Below are 12,364 nucleotides of genomic sequence, written 5' to 3' on the forward strand. Positions count from 1 at the left end.
AATTTTTCGTGTATTTTTAGGAGCCTTATGCCTCACTTATGGCAGTGCGTTTGCTGCTGATAGCCCGGCGACGGCGCTGCAGACGAAGCTGAATGCCATTCGCAGCATGAGTGCACAATTCAGCCAGACGGTTCGCACTGCAAGGCGTCAGGTATCGGCATCCTCCGGTACGATGGCGATGCAGCGTCCGGGACGCTTTCGCTGGGAAACAAAAGACCCGATGGAGCAGCTGGTGGTGGCCGATGGCAATAAGCTTTGGATTTATGATGTCGACCTTGAACAGGTAACGGTTAAACGTCAGGAAAAAGGGCTTGGGGGAACGCCTGCGCTTTTTTTGAGTGGATATGACGATACGGTTGCCCGTGATTTTGAGGTAAGCCCCTGTAAAGCTTCCGGCAAAATGGCCTGTTTTAATCTCAAGGCCAAATCGTCTAAAGCCAATTTTCAGCGTTTAAGGATGGTATTTGCAGGAGACGCGCTTTCGCGTCTTGATTTGTATGATCAGATGGGGCAACACACTGAAGTGCGTTTACGTGCCGTGAAAAATAATCCGGCGCTTAAAAAGAGCCTTTTCAGTTTTAGCCCGCCCCGCGGCGTGGATGTTGTGCGTCAATGAGCGGTAACGCTCCTCTTGCCGAGTTGTTGCGCCCGGCTCACTGGCGTGAGGTTATCGGACAGGCTCATCTTCTTGGAGAAGGGCGCCCCATCCGCTTGATGCTTGAATCGGGCAAGGTCCATTCGATGATTCTCTGGGGGCCGCCGGGCGTTGGCAAAACCACGCTTGCGCGCGTGATAGCCGATGCACTTGAATGCGAATGCATAGCACTTTCCGCGGTCTTTTCAGGGGTCAAGGACATTCGTCAGGCGATGGAAGCGGCAGAGGCGCACCGTCTGGCAGGCGTACGTACGCTGCTTTTTGTTGATGAAATTCACCGTTTTAATAAATCGCAGCAGGATGCGCTTTTGCCGTATACCGAATCAGGGCTGGTTACCCTCATAGGCGCTACCACTGAAAATCCTTCCTTTGAAGTGAACAGTGCGCTGCTCTCACGCACACAGGTGTATGTCTTACAGGCGCTCTCCAGCGATGATTTGCGCGCGGTCTTTGAGCGTGCCGAGGCGCGCTTTTTTCCAACATACAATGTTGAGGATGGCGCACGCGAGCTCCTTATTGAAGCAGCCGATGGCGATGCGCGCAGGCTTTTGAATCTTTTAGAGGGAGTGCTGGCCGCAGCCGCGGACAAGACCCTCTCTGTTAAACTCCTTGAACAAACCCTTGGCGCGCGCATGCGCCGTTTTGACAAGGGCGGAGATGCGTTTTACGACCAGATTTCCGCACTGCATAAATCGGTGCGTGGTTCAAACCCTGATGCCGCACTTTACTGGCTTTGCCGCATGCTGGATGGCGGGGCATCCGGGCAGTATCTGGCGCGCCGTATTGTGCGCATGAGCTGGGAAGATATCGGCCTTGCCGACCCCCGTGCTCTTGAAATTGCAACGGCAGCGGCATCAACCTATGAGCGCCTTGGCTCACCGGAGGGGCATCTTGCTCTGGCCGAGGCGGTGATTTATCTTGCCGTTGCCCCGAAAAGCAACGCAGCTTATAAGGCGTTTAACGAGGCGATGGCCTTTGTTGCGCGCGATGGTTCACGTGAGGTACCTCTGCATTTGCGCAATGCGCCCACACGCCTGATGAAGAACATGGGGCATGGTCGCGAATACCGGTATGCTCACGATGAGCCTGGCGGTTATGCGGCAGGTGAAAATTATTTCCCAGAGGGCATGCAGGCACCGCAATGGTACCGTCCAGTGCCGCGGGGGCTTGAGATTAGGATCGCCGAAAAACTCGAAGCTCTGCGCACAATGGATAAAAAATCCTTAAAATAATACGCCTTCATACACAAAGGCCGCAGGACCTGTCAGCAGCAGGGGATGCTCAAGTCCTTCCCAGTGAATGTTCAAGCGGCCTCCTGGCAGTTCCACAGTAATGTCCGACTGCATGTCATAAAATCGACGCCCAACAACGGCGGCGGCCGCAGCGCCACTGCCGCAGGCCTTCGTTTCCATCGATCCGCGCTCAAAAACCCGCAGACGCAGCAGCGTGGACGACACGCGCTCCATGAAGCCCGCATTGGTGCCTTCAGGAAACAGTGGATGGGTACTGATGCGTGCACCAAGGGTTTCTACCGCAGCTTTTGCAACATCTTCTACAGCAAGTACCGCGTGGGGATTACCTACGGAAAGCGCATGCACGTCAACGAAATTTGCTTCTTCAAGCGGCAGTCGATAGGTATCGTCCATTTTGGGCATTAGGAGCGGGATTTCCGCCGGTAAAAAACGCGGAACACCCATGTCGACCGTAACGGTGTCATCTGGATTCAGGCGCAGGGTCATACGAGTAGTATGGGTCGCAACCGTTAAAACGCTTTTATCACTGAGACCGTAATGACGGATAAAACGTGCGAGGCAACGTGCACCATTCCCGCATTGTCCGACTTCTTCACCGTTCGCATTGAAAATCCGGTAGTAAAAATCGATACCCCTTGTTTTTGAAGGCTCAACCACGAGCAGCTGGTCAAACCCAACACCCGTATCACGGCGTGCAAGGGCGGCCACCGGCAACGTGCTGAGATTAACCGCTGTGGTAACGCCATCAATGACCATAAAGTCATTCCCAAGGCCATGCATTTTCGTAAAACGCTGTTTCATGGGATTTTTCGCACTTTTTGCGGTTTATCCTTAGGTAGATACAAAGGGCCTTTTTGACCGCAGGCACAAAGCAGAAGGACGCTCGCCAGCAGCAGGCAAGTGATTTTCATAAGAGGTCTGCCACATTGTTACAGGCTAATGAGTATACGTTGGCAAAAAACACTCGACAAGCCCTGGAGGCACCTGCGTGTCACGTGAACTGCAAACACTTCACCTAAAGAATTAAAGGCCATGCCTGTTTCCGCCAGTTTGCGCATATGCTCTAAACGGCGAGTGCAAAACGCTGAGTAAACTTGATAGTATTCGAGAAGTTTAAGTGGTTTACTCAGGGCATGTCCTCACTTCGTTATGTGACGCGAAAATGAGGATACGCGCTATTATCCATCTGATTATTCAGAATAATAACGGAGTGTACAGATGACCGTGTTACAAACGGTTGAAAACGCACGCATCTGCCTCGCAGAGGGCGGTGTGATTGCCTATCCAACCGAAGCGGTATATGGGCTTGGTTGCTCGCCTTTTGAGGAAAAAGCTGTTGAAAGGATTCTTGCCTTGAAGCAGCGGCGTCCAGAGATGGGGTTGATAGTGCTGGCAGGCGACTGGGCGCAGCTTGACAGGCTGGTAAAGTGGGAGAATCCTGCATGGCACGAACAGGCAGCGGCCACCTGGCCCGGTCCTGTAACGTGGGTTTTTCCAAAGTCAGAACAGGTACCTGCATGGGTCACAGGCTCTCACCAAACTATAGCCGTACGCATGAGCGCCCATCCCGTTGCCAGCGCCCTCTGTAAAGACGGTCCCCTTATTTCAACCAGCGCCAACATCAGCGGTAGCCCGCCTGCAAAAACACTTGACGAACTATTCGCACAGTTCCCTAAAGGCCTTGATATGGTAGTTGAAGGGGAACTTGGAAGACTTGAGCAGCCGAGCATGATTCGTGACATACGGACTGGAAAGCGGCTTCGCTAGAACAGTGGTGTTGAGTCAGTACTTTTTAATTGCAATGTCTTCGTTAAAGGTTATTATTCGGTGACTTACCTATGAATGATTAAGAAATCATAAGTCATGTACTATTACTATACATATAAAGGGACAACGGAATTCTACCCTTCATGGCCAATATCAACAGTAAGACCCAATACATTTGTGCATGTCGACATTGACGCGAATCTATTGTTTAGAGAATATACCGCAGATGCAACGGCTGGAATCAGCGTAGGTGGCTGTTCCATAGCGCTGGATTTTAGTGAAGGCTCCCAGAGTCCTGAATTGTTAGCCGCTTATGTCCATTATAGTGGTATTCAATATGTTGATGATAATAAAAATCTTCACGCGTGCATAAGCGCCAACTTTTTCTTTTCCACCAAAGATTTGGCAGATAAATTTGTTAACTCTTTGCCACATGAGATTCATGTGTATTCTAATGCCACTAATTATAAACAACGCCATTTCTGGAAAAGTGGAATTGACGTTTATCTTCTTGCAAAAACAAGAGAAGAGTATGTAGAAATCTTAAATAAAATGTTCGCATTTCCTGAGGCCAGGGCGCACGCGAGTCGATTATTTGAAAACCACCAATTGGGTTTGGATAGAAATGTCTGTTCAAGCGATATTACATCTTTAAACGACTCTGTGGCAGAATTTTCTGAAACCTCTACGGTAGTCAACTCGATGGCGGCAACAAGTGACAGTGCTCCAACAACAGAATTAATTTCAGTATTTTCAGGCTCAAAACCAGATGAGCTTGTGCATCTTTCTCCCGATGAACACCAGTTACCTGAAGCATCAGGTGATAATGATAACAGCAGTGAGCCAATCTCAGAATTAATTCCAGAATATCACAGTAAACAGTCAGCTGTTGATGCTCATGGTTTAACCGCTGTATTGGGTGAAGATTTATTATTGGGTTTGGATAGAAATGTCTGTTCAAACGATATTACATCTTTAAACGACTCTGTGGCAGAATTTTCTGAAACCTCTACGGTAGTCAACTCGATGGCGGCAACAAGTGACAGTGCTCCAACAACAGAATTAATTTCAGTATTTTCAGGCTCAAAACCAGATGAGCTTGTGCATCTTTCTCCCGATGAACACCAGTTACCTGAAGCATCAGGTGATAATGATAACAGCAGTGAGCCAATCTCAGAATTAATTCCAGAATATCACAGTAAACAGTCAGCTGTTGATGTTCATGGTTTACCCACTGTATTGCGTGAAGGTTTATTAAAAAATGGTATTTTTTCAAGCGAGTATAGTGACAAGTCTAATGTTAATCATGCGCCTCATACTCAGACAGAGACAACGGTTCTTGTCTGTGATGCTATTTGCCAAATTTTATAATTTAAGCGACACATCAATGTCGAAAGCCTGCTATCAGGGATGAAATCCCCCGGCGAAGTCGGTTCTTTAGGGGAGGCTCACTACCCCATGTTGCAGAAGTGCGTTTGCAAGTGCGAGAAGGGGAAGGCCGGTGATGGTGCTTTCGTGGCCCTCAATGTGTGTGAAGAGCCATTTGCCGCGTGATTCAAAATGGTACGAACCGCAGCTTTGCAGCGGAGTGTCGGCCTGCAGATAGGCGTTGATGGCAACGCTCGTGAGGGCTCGCATGGTCAGTGTGGCAGTTTCTTCGTGCTCCCAGATGACCTTTCCCTCACTCATCAGGCAGACAGCGTTCATGAGCTGATGCGTGTGTCCAGAGAGTTTCTCAAGCTGCAGTCGCGCGTTCTCAAGGGTCAGGGGCTTGTTGAATACGGTGTCTTGATGCAGACACACCTGATCGGCCGCAAGCACAAAAGCATCAGGGAAACGCAGGCTGACTTCGCGAGCTTTTTCGCAGGCGAGGAAGGCGGCAAGCTTATCATTGCTGCCGGTAAAGGTGTCTTTCAGTGCATCCTCATCGCAAAGGGGCGGGTGTATTTCGAAGGAAAGTCCGAGGCTTTCAAGCAACATGCGCCGGTTTGTAGAGCCCGAAGCCAGTATCAGTGGTTTTTGGCGCAGAAATTCAGACATACATTGCCACCAGCGCCATGAGGCCAAAGCCAATAATCACAAAACTGAAATCACGCAGGTTGCAGCAACGCTCTACCATTACACAGCGCTCAAGTCCGTGCAGTGTTCCGAGATAAAGGAAGGTACCCGCAGAGGCCGCGAGCAGAATGGGGTCAAAAAGTGACCCGGTTGAGCCCTCAATGCCGGCATACCAGCCTGTGAAAATTCCAAGCGGAGTCATCAGGGCAAAAAGCACAAACAATCCGATACGCACACGTGGTGAAAGCGCGCTTTTGTTAAGCTGCAGAGCAATGGCAAAACTTTCCGCCCACTTATGGGTGATAATGGCAAGAAAGAGCATGATGACTACCGGGTATTCGCTGCTGAAACCAAGGGCTGCCCCAAGCATCAGAGAATGCACTGAAAGCATCAGCCACGCTACTATGGCAAAAGCCGGGTGGCTGGTATCGTGATGGTGGTAAAGTTCACTACCAAGGTGTTCAAACCACAAAAACAACAGAAAAACGATGCCAACTATCAGAAAGGCGAAAGGGTACTGATACCCCATGCGGGTAAAAAGGTGCGCCGCTTCCGGCAGCATATGCAGAAGGGCGGCTCCCAGAAATACTCCGGTCGCAAGTGTTTCTCCTATGGGAAAATCTACGTGCTCGCCTGCAGCCGCATGGTGTTTTTTTCTGAAGGGATACCAGCCTGCCAGCAGAATAAAGACAAAAAGACTTGAGGCAAAAAATAGTTTTAGCAATTCAGTGGGCATGGTAAGCCGGGGAAACCTTAACAAAAATCATGGGATAATAGGTTTTGTTCATGTGTTTGGCAAGTATTTTATGCACTTAAATCTTTCAATATGGCCATGGTTCGAATGTCAGCAATATCATGCCTGTCGCGCGCGTGGGCGGTAAGCCAGGTCTCCAGAGCCGCATGGTCTTTGAATTCCGGTGCGCAGAAGATGTCCATGGTAAGCCTGCCATCAAGGTAATGGAGCACAACCTCAGAGACACCAGGAAACTCCCGGCGTAAATCATCGAGCAGGCTGGCATTAAGCGTTGCCCGATTCGGCAGATGCAGACTCGGACAGACTTCTTCGTCATCTTCCGGGTCAATATGAACAACCACATCGCGAACAGCGGCAATCGTGCCGGTCAGTGCGCGGTGCACGTGCTGAGCGATGTAGTGCCCCTCTGAGACGGAAATGGTCGGGGCGACCAGTACGTGCACGTCAACCAGAACTTCGCCACCCATCATGCGGCTCCTGAGCTGGTGAATACGTACAACACCATCAACGCCGGCGATGACCCGGGCGATTTCTGCCTGCACCTCCTTTGGTGCCGCCGTATCGACCAGTTCGCGGATGCTCCCCCAGCCGAGCGCAATACCCATGCGAATTATCATGGCGCCTACGATGATGGCGGCAATGGCGTCAAAGCCCGGATAACCTGCGAAGCTTGCGAGCAGTCCCGCGAGCACCACGGCAGAGGAGGCGGCGTCTGAACGGTGGTGCCAGGCGTTGGCGATAATAAGGCCTGACCCAATGGATTTCCCGACAAAGCGGGTGTAGTGAAACAGTGCTTCATTCATGATGAGCGAAAAAAGAATGACTGGCAGGGTCAGGAAACCCGGGGTTTTTGGGGTGTCGTGCAGCAGCTCATCAAGCGCATCAAGACCGATACCGAAGCCCGCCAGAGCAAGGAGGAGTGCCAGCATCAGCGTTGCTGCGGTTTCAATGCGCTGATGTCCATACGGATGCGAGTGGTCGGCGGTCTGGCTGCCAAATTTTGCGGCAAACAATACCAGAAAGTCCGTGATTAAATCGGCAAAGGAATGCACGCCATCGGCAAGAAGTGCATGGGATTGCCAGAGCGTACCACCCGTTACTTTGATGATGGCAAGCAGAATATTTTTCAAAGCGCCAAGCAGCGTGACGCGCTTGGCCTTCCAGTAGCGATCACCGCTTGACATGGTTACTCCCGGCATGGCTGCAGAACAATTTCAAATACGTTTTGACGCAAGTGCCCGCTCAGTATCGCATGTCCCTTAATCCGACACCAGCATGGCAGGTCATGGCGTGCACCGGGGGCGGTGGCGAAGACTTTCAGGGTGTTATCGTTTGCGAGAGTGTTTACTAAGTTTTGGGTCTGAATGACAGGCATGGCACAGAGGAGATGATGCGCTTTGTAAAGTATTGAACCATTCTCCGATAAGGCTTGCGCCACAAGGATTTTTATAATCTGCACACAGGGTTATCCACAGATTTTGTGGATAAGGCAGGTTCTTTGATGATGAAACCCGTAAAACAAAAAAGCAATATTTATCATGTACTTATAATTATAAATTACAAAAAAAACCGAATCTGTTCAAGGGTTGAGCGAGGAGACCGTTAAAGTTATTCACAGCACGTTATCTTGCGCTTTGTCAAGACTGTAGGTAACTATTCACCACATTTTGAATGCTTTAGGGGAAAAGTTAGATTTGAGTGCAGGTTGTGCGAACGCATTACAAAAAAAGCGCAGCATACACCGGTATGTGAGCAGTTTTTTGTAATGTGTTCGCACAAGATGCGCCAAATATGGCTTTTCGGTGAACGTGGTGAATGGTTACGACTGCAGAAACATTTCTGCCTGTTCACCAAACCAGCGACGTGTAAGTGTTTTTGCGATTTCTGACTGTTCCTTGGCCATTTTTGAAGCAAGAGGAGCAACTTTTTCAATTAATGCTTCATCCCTCGGAAAACGGGCAATTCTGCAGCGGTTGTAGCCGCTCTGGCGTGTTCCCAGAAACTCACCGCTGCCGCGCAGCAGCAGGTCCTGCTCGGCAATGACAAAGCCGTCTGTGGTATCGCGAAGTGTTTGCAGACGAGTTTTTCCCTGGAGTGAAAGGGGGGGCTGGTAGAGGAGCAGACAGTGAGACTGTGTGCCTCCGCGACCCACGCGCCCGCGCAGCTGATGAAGTTGCGCAAGGCCAAGGCGCTCGGCATTCTCGATGACCATCACACTCGCGTTTGGTACATCCACACCCACTTCAATGACGGTTGTTGCTACCAGCAAATGCAGGCTTCCCTCTTTAAATGCCTGCATCACCGCATCTTTTTCCGCGGCTTTCATGCGTCCGTGTACAAGGCCTACGCGCGCCTCGGGCAAGAGAGACTGCAGAAGTTCGGCAGTTTCTGTGGCGGTCGCACACTGCAGCGTTTCAGATTCTTCAATCAAGGTGCAGACCCAGTAAATCTGGCGTCCATCGGCAATGGCGGTGCGAAGCCGCTCAACGAGCGGTTCACGGCGCGTTTGAGGCAGTACCGCTGTGGTTACTGGTGTGCGCCCGGGTGGAAGGCCATCGAGGGTCGAGACATCAAGATGGGCAAAATGCGTCATCGCCAGCGTACGTGGAATGGGGGTAGCAGTCATGAGGAGCTGATGCGCAACCCTTGCGTCTCTGCATCCTTTTTCATGCAGCTGCAGGCGCTGTTCAACACCAAAACGGTGCTGCTCATCAATAATGACGAGGCTCAGGCGCGCAAAGTGTACGTCTTCCTGAAAAAGCGCGTGTGTGCCAACGGCAAAGGCAGCGCCATGGCTGGCGAGCAGCTCCAGGGCATGACGTTTTTCTGATGCTTTCATTTTGCCGGTGAGGCGCACGGTTGTAATGCCAAGCGGCGTAAACCAGGCGGCAAAGGTTCTCGCATGCTGTTCAGAGAGCAGGTCGGTCGGCGCCATGAAAGCCACCTGATGACCTGCTTCAATGGCTTTGAGCGCGGCAAGTGCCGCAACGAGCGTCTTACCCGCACCCACATCGCCCTGCACCAGCCGAAGCATCGGGCGTGAGCGGGCAAGATCGACCGCAATTTCATCGCTGACGCGTGTTTGTGCAGGGGTAGGCCTGAATGGTAAACCTGCAAGAAAGGGCACTGTGAGGGTGTTATCTCCGACGATGGGTGCCGCCTCTGATTGAGAGCGGCGTTCACGGGCAAACTGCATGCACAGGCGCTGCGCGAGCAGCTCGTCAAAGGCAAGCCGTGTCATCGCCGGGTGCGTGCCTTCTTCAAGGCTTTGCAGCGGGGTATCGGGCATGGGCGCGTGCAGCAGGTTCAGTGCATCATCAAGGCGCCATAAACCCAGCTCTCGCAAGGCTTCGGCCGACATCCATTCAAGGCTTTGCAGGTGCTCGCCAGTGTGCAAAAGCGCGAGTCTCACAAGCTGGCGCAGGCGAGTCTGTGAAAGTCCTTCTGTCGAGGGATAAATGGGGGTCAGGGTTTCTTCAACTTCGCAGGGAGCCTCATCATCCAGCAGGCGGTATTCTGGATGAATCATTGAGGGCAGGTGCGTTTTTATGCGCACTTCACCAAAGGCGCGTATCCGCCCGCCCTCGCCAAGGCGCGCTGCCTGGGCTTTGTTGAAATGAAAAAACTGCAGGGTCAAAAGGCCTGAACCGTCTTCAACGTGGCAGAGAAGCATCGGGCGGCGTCCGCGTCGTATTTCGGTTTTTGCAATTCGCCCGGCCACTACACACCATTCATTTGCGCGAGCATCCGCAATCGGTGTAATGCGTGTTCTGTCCTGATAACGGCAGGGCAGATGAAACAGCAAATCCTGAAGGGTATTGAGGCCGCAGCGCGCAAGTTTGGCGGCAAGCACTTTGCCGACTCCCGGCAATTTCTGGCACGGATGGGTTAACACGAGGGTCCTTGTTGCAGACAGTGTCGAAATCATACCATGCGCAGACGGTTGCGTCTTGCCGGCACTTTGTGTGAATTCAAAACATGCGTTAAAAGGCCTGAATCAAGCGGTGTCCCCCAGTCTGTACACAGGATTATCCACAGATTTTGTGGATAATATGAAATGTAGAGCATGGAATATAAAAACAATAACACAATAAAAATCAATCGGTTATGAGAATTTGATTTAAAAATGACAAGATTGACTGAAGTTGATGTGGAAAAATATCCACAGGCAGAAAAGCGCAGGCGTAAATCGAAGTAATTGGATATCTTATACAGAATCCTTTCTAAAAAAAAGTCCTTATTACACTTTTTTTTAAATTTTTGGTATGACCCTTGCAAAAGCCCCGCCGCATCGGTGCATAAGCCGTTCTTTCCAAATCGGCTTATACCAGTTATCTTGTAGCATAAACGAGGTAACAGGGGGTTCCTGATGAACCGGACAGTCACCGTTGCGGCAACTCTGCTGCTGGTTATCATGACGGGTTTTTTGCTGGTGCAGGGGCGCGGGCTCCTGATGCCCATCATCATCGCGCTCTTCATCTGGCATTTAGTCAATACGATTAACCAGGGTATACGGGCGCTGCCCCTGGCCGGCGCACGCATGCCGCATTGGCTGAGCCTCCTGTGTGCGCTTTTAGTGCTTGTGATGCTGGCGCGACTGGTGTTTGACATCCTTGGCAGCAATATCAATCAGGTCATTGCTGCAGCTCCCCGCTATCAGGAAAACCTGCTTTCACTGTTTAATCGACTGGATGAGCGCCTGCATATCCGCGCCTTTGCCAATGTGGATGCTTTTCTTGAAAACCTGAGTGTGCAGAGCATCGTGCTTAATGTGTATGGCGTCTTTACGAGTCTTGCAAGCTCCGCGGTACTCATAGCGCTATATGTGGTGTTTCTGTTTGTAGAGCAGCATTTTTTCTGGCAAAAAATCAGGCTGCTGTTTGCCAAGAAGGGGCACTTGCGGGTGGTGAACAACATTATTTCGCACATTGTTCGTGACACGCAGACCTATCTTGGGATTAAAACGCTTGTCAGTGCAGTTACCGCGGTTGCAAGCTGGAGCATCATGAAGGCCGTTGGCCTTGATTTCGCGGAATTCTGGGCGCTTCTGATTTTCTTTCTGAATTTTATTCCGAACATTGGCGCTATCATTGCCACTGCATTTCCGGCATTGCTGGCAATGGTGCAGTTCGATGGCGGTCTGCCGTTTTTGGCAGTGAGCCTCGGAATCATCAGTGTTCAGTTTGTAATCGGTAACCTGATTGAGCCGCGTTTTATGGGCAAATCCCTAAACGTCAGCCCGCTTGCCATCCTGTTTGCGCTCACGCTCTGGGGAGCCATATGGGGGGTACTTGGCATGTTTTTGTCCGTACCTATTACAGTGATGCTGATGATTGTGTGCGCGCACTTTGAAAAAACACGCCCCATTGCGGTGCTGCTCTCGCAGGATGGACATATTTATAAAGCGTATGAAGAGATTGCGTAAGGGCCGGGACTATCCCTTATGCCCAAATGCGTTTTGCATTATCTGATGCGCGACATTCGGGTTGCAGGGAAATTTGCGCACAACACCCTGCCATGCGACCTGTGAGACCGTCATGGACTGCTGCGCACTCTGCGTGGCTGACAGGGAGCGCCACGTTTCTTGAATCAGGTTATCCATGGTTACGCCATTCAGCGGTGTGGAAGCCGGGAGACAAAACAGCGGGTTACCATGGTTGCGTGCCTCTTCATTAATCTGAATAAAAGACTCCGCAATACTCTCAGCGGTAATAATCAGCACATTACGTGCCGAACGCGCCCAGGCCTGTGACTGCGGATCGGCCTTCATTTCCATGCGCGGAATGTTGTCCGCGATATTCATGTAGTGCTCGATGGTGTCAGCAAGCACTGTGGGCGCAAGACAAAGCATCAGGGGGGCAAGGCATCGCATGGCAT

General features: G+C 51.1%; 13 protein-coding genes. 5 read left to right on the forward strand and 8 right to left on the reverse strand.

What is annotated here, in order from left to right:
- Position 1: 1 nt before the first annotated feature.
- Positions 2 to 616: an outer membrane lipoprotein periplasmic chaperone LolA gene (gene lolA, locus E4T54_RS09945; protein ID WP_028386573.1), complete on the forward strand. Its 615-nt coding sequence runs from the start codon at positions 2 to 4 to the stop codon at positions 614 to 616.
- Complete coding sequence (locus tag E4T54_RS09950) at positions 613 to 1,887, forward strand: replication-associated recombination protein A (RefSeq protein ID WP_028386572.1); 1,275 nt, start codon at positions 613 to 615, stop codon at positions 1,885 to 1,887. Before lolA ends, E4T54_RS09950 begins: the two co-directional genes overlap by 4 nt.
- On the opposite strand, the gene dapF is transcribed toward E4T54_RS09950, so the two are convergent.
- Both dapF and lptM read right to left on the reverse strand, forming a co-directional pair.
- Entirely contained in the window at positions 1,879 to 2,709 is an 831-nt protein-coding gene (gene dapF, locus E4T54_RS09955) for a diaminopimelate epimerase (RefSeq protein WP_028386571.1), read from the reverse strand. The two genes, E4T54_RS09950 and dapF, sit on opposite strands and share 9 nt — an antisense overlap.
- On the reverse strand, positions 2,706 to 2,819 hold the full coding sequence (lptM, locus tag E4T54_RS12200; RefSeq protein ID WP_081776759.1) for an LPS translocon maturation chaperone LptM: 114 nt from the start codon (positions 2,817 to 2,819) through the stop codon (positions 2,706 to 2,708). The genes dapF and lptM overlap by 4 nt, the downstream gene beginning before the upstream one ends.
- 307 nt (positions 2,820 to 3,126) lie before the next feature.
- Here lptM and tsaC point away from each other — a divergent pair, with 307 nt between their 5' ends.
- Both tsaC and E4T54_RS09970 read left to right on the forward strand, forming a co-directional pair.
- Complete coding sequence (tsaC, locus tag E4T54_RS09965) at positions 3,127 to 3,675, forward strand: L-threonylcarbamoyladenylate synthase type 1 TsaC (protein WP_028386570.1); 549 nt, start codon at positions 3,127 to 3,129, stop codon at positions 3,673 to 3,675.
- A gap of 96 nt (positions 3,676 to 3,771) precedes the next feature.
- Positions 3,772 to 5,046: a hypothetical protein gene (locus E4T54_RS09970; RefSeq protein WP_135100411.1), complete on the forward strand. Its 1,275-nt coding sequence runs from the start codon at positions 3,772 to 3,774 to the stop codon at positions 5,044 to 5,046.
- A 66-nt stretch (positions 5,047 to 5,112) separates the two neighbouring features.
- Here the strand turns inward: E4T54_RS09970 and E4T54_RS09975 are convergent, their stop codons facing one another.
- The 5 genes from E4T54_RS09975 to recG all read right to left on the reverse strand — a co-directional run bounded on the left by E4T54_RS09975 (position 5,113) and on the right by recG (position 10,382).
- Positions 5,113 to 5,715 carry a Maf family protein gene (locus E4T54_RS09975; protein WP_028385683.1) on the reverse strand — a complete coding sequence of 201 codons (603 nt, stop codon included), beginning with the start codon at positions 5,713 to 5,715 and terminating at the stop codon, positions 5,113 to 5,115.
- Positions 5,708 to 6,469 carry a ZIP family metal transporter gene (locus E4T54_RS09980; RefSeq protein ID WP_028385684.1) on the reverse strand — a complete coding sequence of 254 codons (762 nt, stop codon included), beginning with the start codon at positions 6,467 to 6,469 and terminating at the stop codon, positions 5,708 to 5,710. The genes E4T54_RS09975 and E4T54_RS09980 overlap by 8 nt, the downstream gene beginning before the upstream one ends.
- A 68-nt stretch (positions 6,470 to 6,537) precedes the next feature.
- A complete protein-coding gene (locus E4T54_RS09985; RefSeq protein WP_028385685.1) occupies positions 6,538 to 7,671 on the reverse strand; it encodes a cation diffusion facilitator family transporter in 1,134 nt (377 codons plus the stop codon).
- Positions 7,672 to 7,673: 2 nt separating this feature from the next.
- Complete coding sequence (locus tag E4T54_RS12205; protein WP_051550807.1) at positions 7,674 to 7,862, reverse strand: sulfurtransferase TusA family protein; 189 nt, start codon at positions 7,860 to 7,862, stop codon at positions 7,674 to 7,676.
- A gap of 444 nt (positions 7,863 to 8,306) precedes the next feature.
- Positions 8,307 to 10,382, reverse strand: coding sequence for an ATP-dependent DNA helicase RecG (gene recG / locus E4T54_RS09995; protein WP_028385687.1), 2,076 nt, complete (start codon positions 10,380 to 10,382; stop codon positions 8,307 to 8,309).
- Between the two features lie 474 nt (positions 10,383 to 10,856).
- Between recG and E4T54_RS10000 the strand changes: the two genes are divergently transcribed.
- Positions 10,857 to 11,912 carry an AI-2E family transporter gene (locus E4T54_RS10000; protein ID WP_028385689.1) on the forward strand — a complete coding sequence of 352 codons (1,056 nt, stop codon included), beginning with the start codon at positions 10,857 to 10,859 and terminating at the stop codon, positions 11,910 to 11,912.
- Between the two features lie 9 nt (positions 11,913 to 11,921).
- Here the strand turns inward: E4T54_RS10000 and E4T54_RS10005 are convergent, their stop codons facing one another.
- Entirely contained in the window at positions 11,922 to 12,359 is a 438-nt protein-coding gene (locus tag E4T54_RS10005) for a hypothetical protein (protein WP_028385690.1), read from the reverse strand.
- Positions 12,360 to 12,364: the final 5 nt, after the last annotated feature.

This window comes from Legionella geestiana, from assembly GCF_004571195.1.
In the GTDB taxonomy this organism is placed as follows: Bacteria; Pseudomonadota; Gammaproteobacteria; order Legionellales; family Legionellaceae; genus Legionella_B; species Legionella_B geestiana.

Coding starts and splice junctions, on each gene's coding strand:
- tsaC (WP_028386570.1), top strand. CDS start 3,127: ATGACCGTGTTACAAACGGTTGAAAACGCACGCATCTGCCTCGCAGAG.
- lptM (WP_081776759.1), bottom strand. CDS start 2,819: ATGAAAATCACTTGCCTGCTGCTGGCGAGCGTCCTTCTGCTTTGTGCC.
- E4T54_RS09975 (WP_028385683.1), bottom strand. CDS start 5,715: ATGTCTGAATTTCTGCGCCAAAAACCACTGATACTGGCTTCGGGCTCT.
- E4T54_RS09985 (WP_028385685.1), bottom strand. CDS start 7,671: ATGTCAAGCGGTGATCGCTACTGGAAGGCCAAGCGCGTCACGCTGCTT.
- E4T54_RS10005 (WP_028385690.1), bottom strand. CDS start 12,359: ATGCGATGCCTTGCCCCCCTGATGCTTTGTCTTGCGCCCACAGTGCTT.
- E4T54_RS09980 (WP_028385684.1), bottom strand. CDS start 6,469: ATGCCCACTGAATTGCTAAAACTATTTTTTGCCTCAAGTCTTTTTGTC.
- E4T54_RS10000 (WP_028385689.1), top strand. CDS start 10,857: ATGAACCGGACAGTCACCGTTGCGGCAACTCTGCTGCTGGTTATCATG.
- E4T54_RS09970 (WP_135100411.1), top strand. CDS start 3,772: ATGTACTATTACTATACATATAAAGGGACAACGGAATTCTACCCTTCA.
- E4T54_RS12205 (WP_051550807.1), bottom strand. CDS start 7,862: ATGCCTGTCATTCAGACCCAAAACTTAGTAAACACTCTCGCAAACGAT.
- E4T54_RS09950 (WP_028386572.1), top strand. CDS start 613: ATGAGCGGTAACGCTCCTCTTGCCGAGTTGTTGCGCCCGGCTCACTGG.
- dapF (WP_028386571.1), bottom strand. CDS start 2,709: ATGAAACAGCGTTTTACGAAAATGCATGGCCTTGGGAATGACTTTATG.